At 69.6% G+C, this 18,988-nt stretch carries 12 protein-coding genes; 4 read left to right on the forward strand and 8 right to left on the reverse strand.

Annotation, left to right across the window (positions count from 1 at the left end):
- Positions 1 to 8: 8 nt before the first annotated feature.
- The 6 genes from BJY18_RS34170 to BJY18_RS34195 form a co-directional block, all read right to left on the reverse strand.
- Positions 9 to 878: a carbohydrate ABC transporter permease gene (locus BJY18_RS34170; protein ID WP_184783966.1), complete on the reverse strand. Its 870-nt coding sequence runs from the start codon at positions 876 to 878 to the stop codon at positions 9 to 11.
- Entirely contained in the window at positions 875 to 1,843 is a 969-nt protein-coding gene (locus BJY18_RS34175; RefSeq protein ID WP_184783967.1) for a carbohydrate ABC transporter permease, read from the reverse strand. The genes BJY18_RS34170 and BJY18_RS34175 overlap by 4 nt, the downstream gene beginning before the upstream one ends.
- Positions 1,821 to 3,203 carry an ABC transporter substrate-binding protein gene (locus BJY18_RS34180; RefSeq protein WP_184783968.1) on the reverse strand — a complete coding sequence of 461 codons (1,383 nt, stop codon included), beginning with the start codon at positions 3,201 to 3,203 and terminating at the stop codon, positions 1,821 to 1,823. Before BJY18_RS34180 ends, BJY18_RS34175 begins: the two co-directional genes overlap by 23 nt.
- Positions 3,204 to 3,425: 222 nt before the next feature.
- The gene (locus BJY18_RS34185; RefSeq protein WP_184783969.1) at positions 3,426 to 4,427 is read right to left on the reverse strand and encodes a LacI family DNA-binding transcriptional regulator; all 1,002 of its coding nucleotides are present in this window, start codon (positions 4,425 to 4,427) and stop codon (positions 3,426 to 3,428) included.
- A 97-nt stretch (positions 4,428 to 4,524) separates the two neighbouring features.
- Positions 4,525 to 6,726 carry a discoidin domain-containing protein gene (locus tag BJY18_RS34190; protein ID WP_184783970.1) on the reverse strand — a complete coding sequence of 734 codons (2,202 nt, stop codon included), beginning with the start codon at positions 6,724 to 6,726 and terminating at the stop codon, positions 4,525 to 4,527.
- A gap of 11 nt (positions 6,727 to 6,737) precedes the next feature.
- Positions 6,738 to 8,579 carry a glycosyl hydrolase family 28-related protein gene (locus BJY18_RS34195; protein WP_312874060.1) on the reverse strand — a complete coding sequence of 614 codons (1,842 nt, stop codon included), beginning with the start codon at positions 8,577 to 8,579 and terminating at the stop codon, positions 6,738 to 6,740.
- 226 nt (positions 8,580 to 8,805) lie between these two features.
- On the opposite strand from BJY18_RS34195, the gene BJY18_RS34200 reads away from it, so the two are divergent.
- The 3 genes from BJY18_RS34200 to BJY18_RS34210 all read left to right on the forward strand — a co-directional run bounded on the left by BJY18_RS34200 (position 8,806) and on the right by BJY18_RS34210 (position 13,643).
- Positions 8,806 to 9,774, forward strand: coding sequence for an alpha/beta hydrolase fold domain-containing protein (locus tag BJY18_RS34200; RefSeq protein ID WP_184783971.1), 969 nt, complete (start codon positions 8,806 to 8,808; stop codon positions 9,772 to 9,774).
- Positions 9,775 to 9,799: 25 nt separating this feature from the next.
- Entirely contained in the window at positions 9,800 to 10,780 is a 981-nt protein-coding gene (locus BJY18_RS34205) for a helix-turn-helix domain-containing protein (RefSeq protein WP_184783972.1), read from the forward strand.
- 364 nt (positions 10,781 to 11,144) lie between these two features.
- Positions 11,145 to 13,643 (forward strand): CBM35 domain-containing protein, encoded by a 2,499-nt coding sequence (locus BJY18_RS34210; RefSeq protein WP_184783973.1) that lies wholly within the window; start codon positions 11,145 to 11,147, stop codon positions 13,641 to 13,643.
- 64 nt (positions 13,644 to 13,707) lie between these two features.
- Here BJY18_RS34210 and BJY18_RS34215 read toward each other — a convergent pair whose 3' ends face one another.
- Complete coding sequence (locus BJY18_RS34215; RefSeq protein WP_246460603.1) at positions 13,708 to 16,263, reverse strand: bifunctional FO biosynthesis protein CofGH; 2,556 nt, start codon at positions 16,261 to 16,263, stop codon at positions 13,708 to 13,710.
- 187 nt (positions 16,264 to 16,450) lie between these two features.
- Here BJY18_RS34215 and BJY18_RS34220 point away from each other — a divergent pair, with 187 nt between their 5' ends.
- On the forward strand, positions 16,451 to 18,049 hold the full coding sequence (locus BJY18_RS34220) for an IS1634 family transposase (RefSeq protein WP_446680356.1): 1,599 nt from the start codon (positions 16,451 to 16,453) through the stop codon (positions 18,047 to 18,049).
- Here BJY18_RS34220 and BJY18_RS34225 read toward each other — a convergent pair.
- Positions 18,046 to 18,795, reverse strand: coding sequence for an SDR family NAD(P)-dependent oxidoreductase (locus tag BJY18_RS34225; protein ID WP_184783976.1), 750 nt, complete (start codon positions 18,793 to 18,795; stop codon positions 18,046 to 18,048). The two genes, BJY18_RS34220 and BJY18_RS34225, sit on opposite strands and share 4 nt — an antisense overlap.
- Positions 18,796 to 18,988 lie beyond the last annotated feature (193 nt).

Below are 18,988 nucleotides of genomic sequence, written 5' to 3' on the forward strand. Positions count from 1 at the left end.
GGTGCGGATCAGCCCTTGACCGAACCGGCACTCAGGCCGGCCAGGATCTGCCGCTGGAACACGAGGAACAGCACGATCAACGGTAGGCTCGCCAGCACCATGCCGGCCACCAGCAGATTGAGCGGCAGATCGATGACCACTCGCTGCAGCATGACACTGAGCGTCTGCTTGGCGGGGTCAGGAAACACCAGCAGCGGCCAGATGAAGTCCTTCCACGCGGCCACGATCGCCAGGATCGAGACCACCGCGAGAATCGGCCGCGAGATCGGCAGGATGATCTTCCACAGCGTCCGCACCGGACCGGCGCCGTCCAGTCGCGCGGCCTCCACCAGCTCGTCCGGGATCTGGTCGAAGAACCGTTTGAGCAGGTAGATGTTGAACGCGTTGGCGGCCGCGGGCAGCCAGATCGCGGCCGGCGAGTTGATCAGGTTGAGGTGCAGCAGCGGCAGATCGGTCACCGTCACGTAGGTCGGCACCAGCAGCGCCGCGGCGGGCAGCATCAGCGTGCCGAGCATCAGCCCCAGCACCACGTTCCCGAACTTGGGTCGCAGCTTCGACAACGCGAACGCGGCGGGCACGTCGACCGCCAGCTGCAGCAGCCAGGCACCTCCGGCGACCAGCACCGTGTTGAGGAAGTACTTGCCGAGGTCCAGCTGCTCCCACGCCGCGCCGAAGGATTCGGGATGCCATTCGCGCGGGACGAGCGTCGCCGGCGTCCGGGCCAGTTCGGCGGGGCTCTTCATCGCGCCGGTCACCGCCCAGTAGAGCGGGAACAGGAAGGCGAGCGTGAACACCACGAGGGTGCAGGTGAAGACGACGCCGTAGACGATCTTGCCGCGCCTGCTGCGCAGCGCGCCGGGGGAGACGAGCGTTCTCATGCGTCCGCCCTCCTCGTCAGCCGCACGTACATCGCGGAGAACACGCCGAGCGCCACGAACAGCAGCAGGCTCATCGCGCTCGCCGAGCCGAAGTCGTTGTAGACGAAGGCGTAGCGGTAGAGCAGCAGGAGCACGGTCACGGTCGAGTCGTCCGGACCACCACCGGTCATCACGTACGGCTCGGTGAACACCTGCATGGTCGCCACGATCTGCAACAGCAGCAGGACCAGCAGGACGAACCGGGTCTGCGGGAACGTCACGTGCCGCAGCCGCCGCCACATGCCCGCACCGTCGAGCTCCGCGGCCTCGTACAGCTCACCAGGTATGGTCTGCAGCGCGGCCAGGTAGATCAGCGTGGTGCTGCCCATGTTGGCCCAGGTGGACACGAAAACCAGCGACAGCATCGCGGTGCCGCTGGAGTCCAGCCACTGCGGGCCGGGCAGGCCGAGTGCGTGCAGCGCCGAGTTGAACAGGCCGGGACCCGGGTCGTAGAACCACTTCCACAGCAGGGCGGTGACCACCGGTGGCAGCATCACCGGCAGGTACACCGCGAGCCGGAAGAACGCGCGTGCGTGGCGGAGTTCGTTGAGCAGCACCGCGGTGAGAAACGGCACCAGGAAGCCGAACACGAGCGCGAAACCGGTGAACAACACGGTGTTGCGCCACGCGACGCCGAACAGCGGATCCTCGAACAGCCGGGTGAAGTTGTCGAATCCCACCCAGGTCGGCGGGTTCACGAAGTCGACCTGCTGGAAACTCAGCAGCACCCCGCGCACGATGGGGTACCAGGAGAACATCGCGAACACCACGAGTGCGGCGCACAGCAGCCCGTACGCGGTGATGTTGTCCCGGATTTTGCGCCGTAGCCGGGAGCGCCGGCGCTCCGCTTCCGTCGGCGTCCGCCGACCGGCCCTTGTGGACACAGCGGGCCAGTCGAGCACGCTACCGGACCTGGGCGAGGACACCGTTGACCTTCGAGGCGGCGGAGGAGAGCAGCTGGTCGATGTTCGCGTTGCGGTCGGTCAGAACCGCCTGCATCACGCTGTCCAGCGCGGCGTAGATCTGCTGCGCGCTCGGCGGCTCGACGTGCCCCTGGATCCGGGTCGCGGTATCCACATAGGACTGATAGTTCTCCGCGGGTACGTTGGCGTACTTCTGCTTCACCGCAAGCTGCCGGTCGCGGACCGCGCCTTGCCAGATGTCCGGGGTCGGTTCGGTGGGCAGGCCGACCGGCTGCTCGCCGTCGGCGTACTGCTTCACGTGCTTTTCGAACCGCTCCGGGTTCAGGTACTTCCACTGGATCCAGGTGAGGCCGGCCTTGATCTTCGCGGGGGTGGCCTTCGGGTTGAGCATGTACCCCTCACCGCCGAGCAGCGTGCCCTGCCCGCCCGGCATCCCGGCGATGCCGTAGTCGGCGTACTTGCCGTCGAACTGCTTGACCAGCACCGGCACGTTGTCCGGCGCGGCCATGTACATGCCGAGCTGTCCTGCGCCCATCATCCGCTGCACGTCGGCGTCCTGCAGCAGCTGCTTGCTGCCCATCGAGTCGTCGTCGAAGCGCATGGCGTGCAGCTGACGCAGCGCGGCGCGGCCCTTGTCGTCGTCGAAGGCGGCGACCCACTTGTCCCCGTCCTTGCGCGCGACCTCCCCGCCCATCGAGTAGACCCAGCCGGCCAGATGCCAGCCACCCTGGTTGTTCTTGCTGTAGTCGGCGTAGCCCACGACACCGTTGCCGAGTGCGGCGATCTTCTTCGCGTCCGCACGGACCTCGTCCCAGGTGGCCGGGGGCCGGTCCGGATCGAGCCCGGCGCGGCGGAAGAGTTCGCGGTTGTAGACCAGGCCCATCGTGTAGTTCGCCGTCGGCAGGCCGTAGAGCTTGCCGTTCTCCCCGCGGAAGGTGTCGAGCAGCCGGGGCTGCAGGTCGGCCAGCTGCGGCACCGCCTTGACCGCTTCGGTGATGTCCGCGGCCTGGTGCCGGGCGATGATCTGTGCCGGATCGGTGAAGTAGACGTAGTAGACGTCCTCGAGCTGCCCGCCGGCGAGCTTGGCGGAGAACGTCTTCGGGTCCATGAAGCCCTCGTGCGGTACCACGTCGATGTCCGGGTGCGTCTTCTCGAACTCCGCCACGTCGGCGTCGAAGACCTTCCGCTCGAACGGCTGCGTCGAGGGCGGCTGTCCGGTCACGGTGATCTGCACCCGGCCCCCGCTCGCCTCGCTGCCGGAGCTCCCGCACGCCGCGGCCCCGGCGATCAGGGTGCCCACCCCGGCCACCGCGAGCGCGGTGCGCAACGCACGTCCGGATCCCCATGCCCGGGAACTGCTCATCTCAAGCCTCTTCTCCACGGTGGCGCCGACAGGATCGTGATGCCGGTCACTCTAAAGTGTGAGACGAACAACCGCAAGAAGGAAACAGCTTTCCGCAACTTCCGAACAGATCCGCATCCGTGCGGGACAAAGCTCGTGAGTGGCTACGCGGTGAGAACCGGCGCAGCCCCTCACGAGCTGGGGATTGAGTTGCTGGGGGTGAGCTGGTGGGGGCGGAGCGGGTCAGTGACGTGCGGTGGAGCCCCTGACCACCAGTTCCGGGGCGAACAGCAGTTCCTCCGCCGCGACTTCGCTGCCGTTGATCCGCTTGACCAGCATCTCCACCACCGCGCGGCCCATGGCCTCGATGGGCTGGCGGGTGGTGGTCAGCGGCGGGTCGGTGCAGTTCATCAGCGCCGAATCGTCGTAGCCGACCACCGAGACGTCCTCCGGCACCGAAAGCCCCTGGCGGCGGGCCGCGCGGACGGCGCCAAGCGCCAGCAGGTCGCTCGCGCACACGACCGCGGTCGCGCCGCGCGGGTAGAGCCGGGCGGCGGCCGCGTGCCCGCCTTCGATGGAGAACATCCCGTGCTCCACCAGCTCGTCGTGCACCGGCAGGCCCTGCTGGCGCGCATAGGACCGGAACGCCGCGAGCTTGCGGCGGGAGGGCACGTGGTCGGCCGGGCCCAGCACGAGGCCGATCCGCTCGTGCCCGAGCGAGGCGAGGTGGCCCACGGCCTGCTCCACGGCCACCGCGTCGTCGCAGGACACCTGGGGCAGGCCGAGGTGATCCACCGCGGCGTTGATCAGCACCGTGGGCAGCTTGCGCTCCACGAGGTGGTGGTAGTGCGTGTGCACGGCCTCGGCCTGCGCGAACAGCCCGCCGGCGAACACCACCCCGGAAACCTGTTGCTGCAGCAGCAGTTCCACGTACTCGGCCTCGGACACCCCGCCCGCGGTACGGGTGCACAGCACCGGCGTGAAACCCTGCTGTGCCAGCGCGTTGCCCATGATCTCGGCGAGTGCGGGGAAGATCGGGTTCTGCAGTTCGGGCAGCACCAGCCCGACCAGCCGCGCCCGGTCGCCACGCAGCTGGGTGGGCCGTTCATATCCCATCACGTCCAGTGCGGTGAGCACGGTGGCGCGGGTCGCCGCGGACACCCCCGGCCGGCCGTTGAGGACCCGGCTGACCGTGGCTTCGCTGACCCCCACCTGGCGAGCCACTTCGGCAAGTCGACGTGTCATGCCCGCAATTTTAGCGCAACCACTTGCAAAAGCGTGATCCACATGGACCGATGCCCTGCCGTCACCCGGATACGGGGTGACGGCAGGGCACGCCGGGTCAGGCGACAGCGACCTCCACCTCGGACAGCTGCGCGGCCGGCCAGCCGGTGTTCCCGGTGACCGTCACGCGCACGGACCGCAGTGCCGCGGCGGTGAAGCCGGCCGAGGCCGTGTTCCCGGTCGCCGGGTCGAAGGTCCAGTCCCGCGAGTCCACGAGAGGCGACCACTCGGCACCGTCCGTGCTGCCTTCGACGGCCAGCGTTTCGCTACGCGCCGCCCACTCCGCGGCCGGCGGCAGCTTCAGCGTCACCTTGTCGACCGAGTAGGTCTCGCCGAGGTCGACGGTGAGCGACTGCGGGAACGCGTTGTCCGTGCCTTCCCAGTAGGTACTCGCATCGCCGTCCACGGCGTTGGCCGGCGGGAAGCCACCCTGCGATCCGCTGGCGGTGGTCACCTTGCCGCGGGCGACGTTCGTGCCCGCCTGCGGCGGCTGCGGCGGTCCCGAGTTCGGTTCGGGCCAGGTCGAGCAGTCGTTCCAAGTGCCTGTCCAGCCGGTGTTGCCGGAGCCGGTGAAGGTCATTTCCGGCGTCGAGGACGGGTACGAGCAGTTGTAGGTGCCGGTGACGCCGACCCCGGAGGCGGTCAGGTTGCTGATCGACACGGTGCCCTGCGTCTGCGACTGCGCCACGAACGTGCCGGTGCCCTCGACGGTGACCCCGTCGATGGTGATGCCGCTGATCTGCTTGCCGGCGCCGTTTCCGTCGATGAACTGGATCGCCTCGTACGGGCTGTCGGTCGCGGTGAAGTCGCTGACCTGGATGTCCACCCCGCTGATCGCCTGGTCCCGCGCGTCGAACCACAGCGCGCCCACGCCGAACTGCCAGTTCGGATCGAGCGCGCCGGCCCGCAACGCGGTGTTGCCGGACAACGTGATCGTGCCCGCCAGCGGAACCGAGTTGAACCGGTTCGCGACCAGGTAGCCACCGCCGAGCGGGTTGGTGTCCTGCACCAGGTTCCCGGTCACGGTGTTGTCCGAACCGCCGTAGAGCGCGATCCCGTTCGCCAGGTTGGGCTGCACCACGGTGTTGGCCGAGATGGTGTTCCCCGCGTCGGCCTGCCCGTTGGACCACAGGGCCAGCGCGTCGTCACCGTTGTTGCGCAGATAGTTGTTGTGCAGCTTGGACTGGGTGACTCCGCCGTCGAAGTTCACGCCGTCGGCCTGGGTGTCGAGGATGCGGTTGTTCTCGATCGTCAGGTTCGACGAGGCACCGTTCATCAGCCACAGCCCGCATTTGGTGTCCTGGATCCACAACCCGGACACCACCGAGTCCGCGCCCAGCACGCCGTGGAAAGCGTTGTCCGGACTGCTGTCGTTGCGTTCGGAGACCGAGCCGAACACCGCGAAGTCACGGAGTTCGATGTTCCCGGTCGCGCTGTTGTTGTTGAAGATGTTGTTGCCATGCAAGACCGTGTACCACTGCCCGGCGCCGCGCAGCGTGGTCCGGTCGATCTGCAGCGCGGTGCCGATCTCGAACCGCCCGGCCGGAATCCATACTTCTTTGCCCTGCGCCTGCCCGTCCGTCAGCGCTTCCCGGAACGCCTGCGAGTCGTCCGAAGAATCGTCTACGGTAGCACCGTAGTCGGTGACGGACAGGGAGCCCGAAGGCTGTTCGCCCGGCGCGCCGACCTGTTCGAAATCGGCGAGGTCGATGGTCGCTTCGCCTACGTCGCCGGAATCCAGCTGCAGCTTCACTTTCGCGCCCTGGTCCGCGTCCTTGCCGAACATCAGGCGGGAATCGTCGAAGAAGTGGTGCGTCTTCGCTCCGGCGATCCAGGATGTATCGGTGTAGGTGTACTGCGAGGTCACCGCCAGGCCGTCGGCGAGCTTGGTTCCGTCGACGTACACCGAGATCCGGCCCGAACTGCCATCGGGCAGGTTGTAGTGCACGTTGACCGCGTTCGCCGCTGCGGGCAGGGTGAATTCCACCGACTGTCCCTGGCCGAGTTTCACCGCCTGCCTGCCGGAGGCTTCGGAGGCGACGGTCGCCTGTGTGTAGTCAGGACCGACCGCGGTGCCGGTGCTTTCCGAGCATTCCGCTTCCACGGTCTGGAAGGGCGTGTCGGCGCCGCCGGACGCGGTGGGTGGGCAGGTCGCGGCCGCCACGGCCGGACCGGCCGCGAACACGGCCATTCCGGACGAGGCCAGCGCCGCGGCGGCCAGGACCGCCTTGATGCGCAGTCGTGCTGAGGTGGGGAACATCGTCGTCGCACTCACCTTTCCGTGATTTTCCGGGGTTGGGTCTGCTCGGCGTAGACTGGCTCCGGCCACTCGCCGCAGTAGGTGCTGGTCCAGCCGGAGTTGCCGCCTTCGTCGGCGAGGCCGCTCAACGCGTCCGGGCCGAGGCAGTTGTAGAGCCCCGCGCGGCCCACGCCGGTGGCCACCACTCCGGAAACCGAACCGCTCGGTTTGGACTGCAGCTGCCAGGCGAACGTGCCGGCACCGGTGATCCGCACGCCGTCGAAGTGCACGTCGTTCGTGGCGCCGTCGATGAACTGGATCGCCTCGTAGTTGTTGTCCAGCAAGTCGGTGTCGGTCACCTCGATCCGGCCGGTGATGGCCGAATCGCGTCCGTCGAACCACAGCGCGCCCACCCCGAACTGCCAGTTCGAATCGAGTACGCCGGTGCGGATCGCGGTGTTGCGCGCCAGTGTCGTGGTGCCGGCCAGCGGGACCGCGGTGAATCGGTTGGCCACGTGCAGCCCGCCGCCCTGGTCCTGGTTGTCGGCCACCACGTTGTCCGAGACGGTGTTGTCCCGCCCGCCGTAGATCGCGATGTTGTTGGCCAGAATGGGCAACAGCACGGTGTTGAACGAGAAAGTGTTGTCGTGGTCGGCATCCTTCTCCGACCACATGGCCAGGCCGTCGTCGCCGGTGTTGCGCAGGAAGTTGTTCGTCACCAGCACGTCGCTGATGCCCTGGTGCAGGTTCAGCCCGTCCGCGGTCTGGTCGAGGATCCGGTTGCCGCGCACGGTCAGCCCGTCGAACGGCCCGTCCAGCCACAGCCCGACCTTGGTGTGCTGGATCCAGAGGTTTTCCACGACCGAGCCGCCGCCCAGCGCGCCGCCGATCCCGTTGGCCTGATCGCAGTCCACCCGGGCGTCGACCTGCCCGATGATCGCGAACCCGGACAACGTCACCCCGGTGCTGCTGCCGGGAACCGCGGCGTTGCCCGGGTAAGTCGGTGTCGAGCAGCTCGCCGGCTCACCCTTGCCGAAGATGCCCGCGCGCGGGCCGGTCAGCACCGAATACCACGGCCCGGCGCCGCGGACGGTGACCTGGTCGACGGTGACGTGGTGGCCGAGGGTGAACGTCCCGGTGGGGATCCAGACTTCCCTGCCTTGTTCGCGGGCCGCGGCGACCGCGTCGTCGAAGGCGTTCGCGTCGTCGGTCGTATCGCCCGCGGTCGCGCCGAAATCGGTGACCGCCAAGGCGTCGGCCGGCTGTTCCGCGGCCGGCGCGACCTGTTCGAAGTCGGCCAGGTCGACGGTCACCGGAGTCACGTCACCGGCGTCGACCTGCAGCCGGATCTTCGTGCCCACCGGATAGCTGGTGTCGAACAGTGCGCGGGTCTCGTCGTAGAAGTGATGGCCCTTGCCCTGCGCCGGATCGTTGGTGAACGGGTAGCTGCCGTAGTACCAGGCGTACCGCGAGGTCAGATCGAGGTCGCGAACGTCCTTGCCGTCGATGTGGACGGAGAGGGTTCCGTCGGTGCCGGTGCCCTGGGCGTTGTCGGGAATGCTGTAGCGGACGTCGAGAGAATTCGCTGCGACAGTCAGCGTGAATTCCACGTACTGCCCCGGCCCGGCCAAGGTGACCGCTTTCCGCCCGGATGCCTCGCCCGCGAGCGTGCGGGCAGTGCGGTCCGGGCCGAGCACGGTGGCGTTCGTGGCGGCGTTCTCCGCCTCCTGTTCCACGAAGGGCACGCTCGCCCCTCGCTCCGGTGCCGCGGCGGCCGCCGGCGTGGTGGCGAATCCGGCGGTGAGCAACAGCGCCGAGACGGCCGCGAGGGCCGCCGATCGTTTTCCGGGCAGGGTGAAGACACGAAGGGACACAGCGGTACTCCGGGAGTCGAATGCACGGGTGGGGACATCGTGTGAGCTGGATCATACGTACTGTCGACGGAAATTCGCAATAGTCGGACTGACTTACGCAAATTACCGACAAGTACCGTCATGCCCGCCAGCTGGCGGGTGATTCCCGCCGACCGGCTGAGGCGTACTGCGCCCGCACCGGAGAGGATCGGGTTCGCTGCTGATCACCGAGAGAAAAAGGTGCCCGATGGCCGTCCGCTACCCGCCGCTGCCGATCGATCCGGAACTCGCCGCGGCGCTGGAGCTGAGCAGGGAAGAGCGGATCGCGCTCGACTCGCCCGAGAAGATCCCCGCCATGCGCGCGAGCATGATGGCCCGGCAGATCGAGTTGTCAGTGTTGACGGCCGACGGCGCGCTGACGGTGTCCGAAGTGGACATCGAGGGTCCACGGGGCCCGATTCCTGCGGTGATCGGCCGTCCGGCCGGGGCCACCACCGACGTGCCGGTGCTGCTCTGGCTGCACGGCGGCGGCATGGTCCTGCACGGGCACAAAGGCCGGGACCTGGTGGTGCTCAAGGAATACGCACTCGAGCTGGGGCTGGGTTTCGTCGCGGTGGACTACCGGGTGGCCCCGGAGAATCCGCATCCGGCACCGGTCGAGGACTGCTACGCCGCTCTGCAGTGGACGGTCGCGCACGCCGCGGAACACGGCTTCGACACCTCCCGCGTGCTGGTCGGGGGAGCGAGCGCGGGCGGCGGCCTCGCCGCCGGGACCGCCCTGCTCGCCCGTGACCGCAAGGGACCCGAGCTGTTCGGGCAGCTGCTCGTCTACCCGATGATCGACGACCGCAACGACAGCCCGTCCGCGGAGCAGATGGCGGGTCTCGGCGTGTGGGACCGCGCCGCCAACGAGATCGGCTGGACCGCACTGCTCGGCGACGCGCGCGGCGGACCGGACGTCTCGCCCTACGCCGCGCCCGCGCGAGCCACCGATCTGTCCGGTCTGCCACCGGCGTTCCTCGACGTCGGGACGGCCGAGACGTTCCGCGACGAGGTGCTCGACTACGCGACCCGGCTGTGCCGCAGCGGTGTGCAGTCCGAACTGCACCTGTGGCCGGGGGCCTACCACGGCTTCGACCATTCGGCTCCGCAGGCGGGGCTGTCGCTGGAGGCGGGGGAGGCCCGCCTGCGGTGGCTTCGGCGCCTGCTCGGCTGAGGCACCGGCGCGGGATGATGCACCGATGAGGGATCTCGTCTCGCACCTCAGCGCGCTCGACCCTGGCGCTGCCGCCACAGTGAAGGTCATCGCCTATTTCGACCGTCTCGTGGAAGGCGGCGCCGGGCTGGAGCCGATCGTGCGCGGTGCTGCGGTGCTGGCCGGATGCCCGGCACGGCTGGCCGACGACGAACGCCGCGTGCGTCTCCGCGTGGAGCCGGACGGCCGGGTCGTGCCCGCCGCGCAGCCACCCGAACCGGACTGGTCCGCCGTGCCGGTGCGGAAAGGAGGGCCGCCCGCGTTGTGGCTGGAGCGCCCCGGCCCGCCCGGTCCGGTCGACGCGATGGTGCTGGAGCGGGCGTCCGCGGCGGCGCGCGGCGTACTGGACCGTACCCGCGGTCGCGCGGCCGATCCGGCGTCGGTCGAGGTGGTCCTCGACGCCGGGGCCGACGAGAAGACCCGGCTCCTCGCCGCCCGCCGGCTCGGACTGGGCGCCCGTGCCCGCGCCGTGGCGACGCCAGGGCCACTGGCCGTCCCGCCGGACTGGATGCCGCCGGAGCGCGCCCGCGCCGGCCTCGGCCCGGCCGTCGCCGTGGCCGACCTGCCGCGATCCTGGGCACAGGCGCGCGTCGCCTACCGCTTCACCGCGGCGGAGGACGATCCCGGCGCGCGTGTCGTCGACTACGCGGACCTCGGCGGACTCGCCGTGCTCGCCACCGCGATCGGGCCGGATACGGCCCCGGTCGCCGATGTGCGTGCGGTGGAATCCGCCCGCACGACGGCGACCTGGGTCCTGCCCACGCTTGCCGCCGTCGCCAAGACGGCAAGCCTGCGAGCGGCCGCCACGGCGCTGGTCCTGCACCACTCCACGCTGCAGGGCCGCCTCGGGCACGCCGAGCAGCTGCTCGGCTGGCCGCTGCGCGAGCCGTCCGGAAAGCTGCGGCTGCAGGTGGCCCTGGCGCTGTGGCGGCTGCATCGCACCGCCGCGCTGCACGTCACGGATTGAGCGACGGCGGCAGCGCACCGCCGGGGGACCGAACCGGCCGCGCATCACCGGCCGGGGAACCAGAGATGCCGTAAGGGCATCAATTCGCGATCAGCCGGGCCACTCCGCACAACCCGCATTGTCTTTCCCTTGCGGCCGGCTTCGACAACTTTGTTGGCAAATAGGCCGCACGGGTGTCAAAAACTGTCCCGCTCGGATTCTGTTGACAACTCAGGTAAATCAACTTCACCATCATCCACTTGCAGAGTGTTCCAGTACTCGAAGGGTGTACACATACGTGAACAACTTAAAGAGATTCAGGAACCCGCGCGGACGACTCCGGAGGCGATTGGCGCTCGTCTGCGTCGTCGCGACCGCTGCGCCCTTGAGCGTCACCTTCGGTGCGGCTTCGGCGAGCGCCGAGACGTCCGGAACCTCGAAGGTGACGGTGAAGGTGGAGCCGGACGGCAGCTACTCGGTCGACACCCACGCACCGGACTACCACTTCGCCGGCTCGGTCGGTGCCGCGGCGAGCAACATCAAGAGCAGCACCGGCAAGGACGGCGTCGGCACCTACCGGGAAATCAACTTCGACTACACCGCCGGCGGCGTCGCCCGCAGTAGCGGCATCCGGACCTACGGCGGAAGTCCGGTGGTGCTGTTCAGCACCACCTACCAGCAGGCGTCGGCGAACACCGCGGCGTTCCCCTCGCTGACGACCGTACCCGCGCTGCCGAACAACCAGACCTACAACGGCTGTTTCGGCAAGCACGCGTTCAACCAGGCAGTCGATGAAGTCTTCGGTCCGTACCTGACCTTCGACGACGCCGGTGGCGGCTACCTGGTCTCGCCCGCCACGAACTTCTCCGCCGCGGTCACGACTGCCGGCAACGGGAAGCTGACCAGCGGCGTCTCCTCGAAGATCGGAAAGCTCGACGCCGGGTTCACCCAGCGCACCGTGCTCACCTTCGGCCGCGACGTGAACGACATCTACCGGGACTGGGGCAACGCGCTCACCGGCCTTTCCGGCAAGCACCGGCCCGACCAGGACGCCACGAACACCCTCGCCAAGCTCGGCTACTGGACCGACAACGGCGCGAAGTACTACTACAAGTACGACGACAAGCTCGGCTACACCGGCACCCTGCAAGCCGTGCGGAAGCACTGGCAGGACAACGGCCTCCCGGTCGGCAACATGCAGCTGGACAGCTGGTTCTACCCCAAGGGCCCGAACCAGGACTGGAAGGCGGTCGGCGACGGCGCCTACCGCTACGAAGCGGACCCGAAGCTGTTCCCGCAGGGGATGAAGGACTTCCAGCAGGACGTCGGGCTCCCGATGATCACGCACGGGCGGTGGATCGATCCGTCCAGTCCGTACCACCAGGAGTACAAGATGTCCGGCGCGGTGGTCACCGACCCGGCGTACTGGAATGACCGGATGAGCTACCTCAAGCAGAACGGTGTGCAGACCTACGAGCAGGACTGGCTCTGTTCGCACGCGCAGCCGGACTTCAATCTGACCGACCGCGCGGACTTCCTCGGCAACATGGCCAAGTCCGCGGCCGCGAACGGGATGGACATCCAGTACTGCATGCCGCTCGTACAGGACTTCCTGCAGAGCACGCTGTACAACGAGGTCACCAACACCCGGGTCACCGACGACCGGTTCGAACGGACGAAGTGGGACCGGCTGCTCTACACCTCGCGGCTGGCCAACGCGGTCGGCACCTGGCCGTTCGCGGACGTGGCGATGAGTTTCGAGACCCGGAACCTGCTGCTGCAGAATCTCACCGCCGGCCCGGTCGGGGTCGGCGACAAGATCGGTGAGGAGAACGCGGACAATCTGCACCGGGTGGCCATGGCGGACGGCGCGATCGTCAAACCGGACACTCCGCTCGTCGCCGACACCGCCAGCTACGTCCGCGACGCCGGCGGCAAGCAGGCTCCGATGGTCGCCACGACGGCCAGCCGGCACGGTCCGATGACCGCGGGCTACGTCTACGAGTACGCCCGCAACTCGCCGGACTCCGAGCCGGACAAGGTGTACGAGGCGGAGAACGCCAAGCTGACCGGCGCCGTGGCGGCGAAGGACCACAAGGGCTACACCGGCAGCGGGTTCGCCGACTTCCAGCACACCGACGGAGACTCGGTCGAGTGGACCGTCGACGTGCCCAAGGACGGCACGTACACCCTGCAGTTCCGGTTCGCCAACAGCACCGCCGCCGGTCGGCCGACCGGCGACGACCGTCCGATGGCGGTTTCGGTGGACGGCGGCACGGCATCGAACGAGCCGTTCATGCCCACCGCCGACTGGGATTCCTGGGAGGTGCAACCGGTCGTGGTCTCGCTGACCGCCGGCAAGCACACCGTGCGGGCCGCTTCGACCGGGCACGACGGCCCGAACCTGGACAACCTCGGCGTCAGCGCCGGAGTCCGGTCCCAGGCACCCGCGTCGTTCCGCCCGGCCGACGTCGGCGTGCCCGGCCAGGCGTACGTGTACGACTACTTCGCGGGCACCGGCCACCTCGTCGAGGCGGGCGGCACCGACACCGCTGGCGTGACCCGCGACGGGTCGTTCTTCCAGGTGGTGCCGGTGGGCAAGTCCGGCATCGGTTTCCTCGGTGACGCGGGCAAGTACGTCTCACTCGGGAAGCAGCGCATCACCGAGCTGTCCGACGACGGCACGGTGCACGCGTCCGTCGCGTTCAGTCCCGGGGACGGGCCGGTCACCCTGCACGGATACTCGCCGTCCGCGGTGTCGGTGACCGCGCAGGGCGGACAGGCCGGACAGGTCGGCTACGACCCGGCGACGCACCTGTTCTCCGTGCAGATCACGCCGGACCAGGGCAGCAAGACGGCGAAGGTCACCATCGCCGCGAACTGATCCGGTAACCGGACAAGGCCGGCCACGCGCACGTCGTGGCCGGCCTCGTCCATGGCCTGACGCGTCAGGGCGTGAGCAATGGCAGGAGCGGCTTCCGTACCGCGGTCGCCACCCCGTCCGAGGCGGCCGCCGCCGCGACCCGCTCGTCCGACGGAACCCCGTAGGACGTCGTGCGCTGCCGCAGCGGCCGGCCGAGCGGCTCGACCATCGCGCGCATGTCGCTGATCGTTTTGTACGAGCCGTTCGCCGCGCCCGCCATCCGGCTGATCGTCTCCTCCATCAGCGTGCCGCCGATGTCGTTGACCCCGCCACGCAGGACCGCCCGGCTGCCTTCCTCACCGAGCTTCACCCAGGAGCTCTGGATGTTGTCGATCATCCCGTGCAGCAACAGCCGCGCCAGCGCGTGCACCGCGCGGTTCTCGCGCAGCGTGGTGCCCGCGCGCGCCAGGCCGGCCAGGTAGATCGGCGCGTTCTGGTGGATGAACGGCAGCAGCACGAACTCGCTGAACCCCCGCTTCCCGTGCCGCTCCAGCCCTTCCCGCTGCAGCCGGGCGAGCAGTTTCAGGTGCCCGACCCAGTGCGCCGGGTTGTCCACGTGGCCGTACATCATGGTCGACGTGGTCGGCAGCCCGATCTCGTGCGCGGTGGTGACCACCTTGATCCACTCCGACGTCGGCAGCTTGCCCTTGGTGAGCACCCACCGCACGTCGTCGTCCAGGATCTCCGCCGCGGTACCCGGCAGCGAGTCCACACCGGACTCCTTCGCCCGCACCAGCCAGTCCCGGATGGACAGGTTCGTGCGCGACGCCCCGTTGAGCACCTCCATCGGGCTGAACGAGTGCAGGTGGATGTCCGGCTGCCGCCGTTTCACCTCGGCCGCGAGGTCGAAGTACGCGGTACCGGGCAGATCCGGGTGGATCCCGCCCTGCATGCAGATCTCGGTCGCCCCCGCGGCCCACGCCTCGTCGACCCGATCGCCCACCTGCTCGAGGGAAAGCGTGAACGCGTCGGCGTCGGTGCGCCGCTGCGCGAACGCGCAGAACCGGCAGCCGGTGTAGCAGACGTTGGTGAAGTTGATGTTGCGCGTGACGACGAACGTGACGTCGTCGCCGTTGACCTCGCGCCGCAGGTCGTCGGCCAGCCCGGTCAGCGCGTCCAGCTCCGGGCCGTCCGCGTGCAGCAACGCCAGCGCGGCGTCGTCGGACAGCCCGGCCGGGTCCTTTTCCGCGCTGCGCAGGGCCTCCAGAATGTCGGTGTCGAACTTCTGCGGACCCGCCTTGATCTTGCCGGCCAGCTCGTTCCAGTCGCCGTACACCGAGTCGAAGTCGCCGCGCCGGTCGCCGGTGCGGCCGGTGGTGTCGATCTCGGTGTGCAGATCGGTGCGCCCGGACTCCTCCCAGCCGCCGTCGGGCTCCTGCCACGGGATGCCCACCGGCATCGCGCCTTCGCGGGCCAGCCCGGTTTCGGGATCCACCAGCGCGGCGACGTGCCGCGTGACGCGCGGATCGAGCCACGGCTCGCCCCGCTGGATGTACTCGGGGTAGATGGTGAGTCGTTCGCGCAGCGCGTACCCGGCCTTCTCCGTCTGCCGGGCCAGCTGGTCGATCTGCGGCCACGCGCGTTCCGGGTTCACGTGGTCCGGGGTGAGCGGCGAGACGCCACCCCAGTCGTCGATGCCCGCGCGGATCATCAGGTCGTACTGGTTGCCGATCAGGTTCGGCGGCGCCTGGATCCGCATCCGCGGGCCGAGCACGAGCCGGGCCACCGCGATGTTCGCGGCCAGCTCCTCCAGGTCGGCGTCCGGGGTCGCGCGCATCTTCGTGTCCGGCTTGGCCCGGAAGTTCTGCACGATGACTTCCTGGATGCCGCCGTACTCCCTGGCGGTCTTGCGGATGGCGAACATCGCCTCGGCGCGTTCGGTGTGCGTCTCGCCGATGCCGATGAGCACGCCGGTGGTGAACGGCACCGAACTGCGCCCGGCGTCGTCGAGCACCCGCAGCCGGACTTCCGGATCCTTGTCCGGCGAGCCGTAGTGCGGCCCGCCCTTCTCACTCCACAGCCGCCGCGCGGTGGTCTCCAGCATCATGCCCATCGACGGCGCGACCGGCTTGAGCCGCTGGAAGTCCTGCCAGCTCAGCACCCCCGGGTTGAGATGCGGCAGCAGCCCGGTCTCCTCCAGCACCCGGATCGCCATCGCGCGGACGTAGGAGAGCGTGTCGTCGTAGCCGTGCGCGTCGAGCCATTCCCGCGCGGCGCTCCACCGGTCCTCGGGCCGGTCGCCGAGCGTGAACAGGGCTTCCTTGCAGCCCATTTCCGCACCCTTGCGGGCGATCTCGAGGACTTCGTCGGGGGAGAGGAACGGCGATTCGAGCCGGCCGGGCACGGTCACGAACGTGCAGTAGCCGCACCGGTCCCGGCACAACCGGGTCAGCGGGATGAACACCTTGCGGCTGTAGGTGATCACTCCCGCGCGGCCGGCTTCTTCCAGACCGGCGTCGCGGATGCGGGACGCGTGGTCGGACAGCGTCTTGAGGTCGTCGCCGCGGGCGTGCAGCAGCACCGTCGCCTCGGCCACGTCGAGCGTCTTGCCGTCCCGTGCGCGGGCGAGCGCACGGCGCATCGCGGAGGCGGTGGGGGCGGTGTCGTCAGGATCGGGTCCCATTCCGGCCACGCTAGGACCGCTGCGCCGCCACCGGCCAGTGCGTCGTGCGCCCGGCCCTCACCCGTTCGAGGACCGCCGATCATCGGCGCAGGTCAGCACGGCGTGCCGGTTGCCCCACGCGTTGCCGGCCGGTATTACCTAAAGGGTGGCGTCAGTGGTCGGGAAGCGGATCGGCGGCCGGGTCTACTACTACCTGGCCGAGTCCGCGCGGGTGGACGGCAAACCCCGCGTGGTCGGCCAGCGCTACCTCGGCACGGCCGAGGACATCGCCGCGGCGATGTCCGGCAGCGCACCCGCGGCGGCCGGCGCGCGGCACCGGTCGTTCGGCGATGTGGCCGCGGTGTGGGGAACGTTGCAGCGGCTCGACCTGATCCGCCGGGTCGACGTGGTCGCCGGTGCGCAACGGGCGCGGCCGACCCTCGGGTTCCACGTGGCGCTCGCCGTGCTGCACCGGGCGACCGCCCCGGACACCGAGTTCGAGCAGTGGTGGTCCGGTTGCGCGGCCCAGGACCTGGTCCGCCCCCGCCCGCCCAAGGGCGCGATCACCGCGGCGAACCACCAGCGTGCGCTGAGGAGGCTCTCGGCCGAGCGGATCACCGGCGTCGAGGCCGCCGTGGCCGAGGCGGTCCGCGGGCTGCTTGGCGACGACGGTACGGAAGCGCTGGCTGTCGACGTCGCGCAGTTCGCCGCGTTCACCGCCGCGGACTGCACACTCGTCGGCAGGGACGTCTTGGCCGGACTCGGCCTGGTGGTGACCCGCGACGGTGCCATCCCGCTCGCCTCGCGCGTCTACCGGCGCAGCGCCGCGCCCACGTTCGGCGCGCTGGCCGGCGAACTGGGCGGCCGTTACCCGGACGCCGACGTCACGCTGGTCTTCCACGCCGGTCAGGCCGCGCAGCTGGACCTCGGCGCGCGAAGCGGATTCGTCGGCGCACTGCCGCTGGCCGACCACCCGGAGCTGCTGGCGCGCCCGGCTGCGGGCCACCGGCGGGTCGATCCGGAACGGTTCGCCGGGCTGACCGCGCTCGACACCCGGGCGATTGTGGACGGCGTCCGCCGTCGCGTCATCGTCACCCATTCCGACACGTTGCACGCCGCGCAGCAACGCGCGTTCACCGACGAGCTGAGCACCGCGGTGCGGGAACTCGACGGGCTGGCCGCCGCCCTCGCCGCCGGCACCCATCGAGGCGACCGTACCCAGGTCCGCGCGGAGATCTCGCGGATCATCCGCGGCCGCCGGGTGGAACGCGTCCTCGGCACCACCCTCGAGGGCACCCGCGCGGGCGAGATCCGGCTGACCCGGCGGGTCGACGACGCCGCCGTCGCCCGGCTCGGTGACGAGTTCTTCGGCAAACAGGTACTGGTCACCGACCGGGACTGGCCGGTCGCCGAGGTGGTCACCGCCTACCGCGCGCGAACCCACCTCGAATCGACGTTCCGCTGGCTGACCGGCGCGGGCCCGTCCGCGCGCGCGGAGTGGACACCGCACCGGATCGCGGTGCACACGCTGGTGTCGGTCCTCGCCGCCACGGTCACCCACCTGATGCGGCGCGAGGCCGACCGGGCCGGGATGAACCTGTCCGTGGCCGAGCTGCTCGACCAGCTGTGCGGCATCGGCGAGACGGTGCTGAGGCACCGCTCGACCGGCGGCCGCCCGCGCACCCGCCGGATCCTGTCGGACCGCACGCCGCGGCAGCAGGCGCTGTACGAGCTGTTCGGCCTCGAGCGCTACGCCCCGGCTTAGCCCTCGCGGTCCACCTGCAGGGCGGAGAAGCTCTGCACGACCGGCATCAGCTCGATCACGTTGACGTTCACGTGCGCAGGTTGGCTCGCCGCCCAGTACACCGACTCCGCGATGTCGTCCGCGGTCAGTGGAGTCGTGCCCGCGTAGACCTGGTCCGCCTTCGCCCGGTCGCCGAACCGGACGGCGGAGAACTCGGTGCCGCCGGACAGCCCGGGCTCCACGTTCGTCACGCGCACGCCGGTACCGTGCAGGTCGCTGCGCAGGTTGAGGCTGAACTGATGCACGAACGCCTTGGTCGCGCCGTAGACGTTGCCCCCGGGGTAGGGGTAGGTGCCGGCGATCGAGCCGAGGTTGATCACGTGCCCGCGGCCGCGCTCGACCATCCGCGGCAGCACCGCACGCGTGAGGTGCACGAGACCGGTCACGTTGGTTTCGATCATCTGGTCCCAGTCCGCGAGTTTCGCCTCGTGCGCGGGTTCGAGCCCCTTGGCCAGTCCCGCGTTGTTGACCAGGACGTCGATGTCACTCCAGGCGTCGGGCAGCCCGGCCACCGCCTGCGCGACGGCGTCGCTGTCCCGCACGTCGAGGGCCAGCGGCAGCACAGCGTCGCCGAGCTCCCCGGCGAGCTCAGTCAGCCGCTCGGCACTGCGCGCCGCCGCGACGACCCGGGCCCCCTCCGCCACGAACCGCCGCGCGATCGCCGCCCCGAACCCCGCACTGGCCCCGGTCACGAACACGGTCTTCATCGATCGGTCACCGCTCTTCCACCACAGGCCCGGCCTCCGCCGGACCACCGTCCAAGCCCCGGCCGGTCCCGGCCGCCGGGATTCAGATTAGGTGCCCGGCCCGAGCCGATGTCCGCGGGAAGGCTGGCCACCCCGGCGCACTGCTGTGTGGAAGCCGCGATTCACCGGTGCTGACCTGCGAAGATCCACTTAA

This window comes from Amycolatopsis jiangsuensis, assembly GCF_014204865.1.
Taxonomy (GTDB): Bacteria; Actinomycetota; Actinomycetes; order Mycobacteriales; family Pseudonocardiaceae; genus Amycolatopsis; species Amycolatopsis jiangsuensis.

Excerpts from the sequence above, each read along its gene's own strand:
- BJY18_RS34170 (WP_184783966.1), bottom strand. The coding sequence starts at position 878 with ATGAGAACGCTCGTCTCCCCCGGCGCGCTGCGCAGCAGGCGCGGCAAG.
- BJY18_RS34180 (WP_184783968.1), bottom strand. The coding sequence starts at position 3,203 with ATGAGCAGTTCCCGGGCATGGGGATCCGGACGTGCGTTGCGCACCGCG.
- BJY18_RS34185 (WP_184783969.1), bottom strand. The coding sequence starts at position 4,427 with ATGACACGTCGACTTGCCGAAGTGGCTCGCCAGGTGGGGGTCAGCGAA.
- BJY18_RS34190 (WP_184783970.1), bottom strand. The coding sequence starts at position 6,726 with ATGTTCCCCACCTCAGCACGACTGCGCATCAAGGCGGTCCTGGCCGCC.
- BJY18_RS34200 (WP_184783971.1), top strand. The coding sequence starts at position 8,806 with ATGGCCGTCCGCTACCCGCCGCTGCCGATCGATCCGGAACTCGCCGCG.
- BJY18_RS34205 (WP_184783972.1), top strand. The coding sequence starts at position 9,800 with ATGAGGGATCTCGTCTCGCACCTCAGCGCGCTCGACCCTGGCGCTGCC.
- BJY18_RS34215 (WP_246460603.1), bottom strand. The coding sequence starts at position 16,263 with ATGCGCCGTGCGCTCGCCCGCGCACGGGACGGCAAGACGCTCGACGTG.
- BJY18_RS34225 (WP_184783976.1), bottom strand. The coding sequence starts at position 18,795 with ATGAAGACCGTGTTCGTGACCGGGGCCAGTGCGGGGTTCGGGGCGGCG.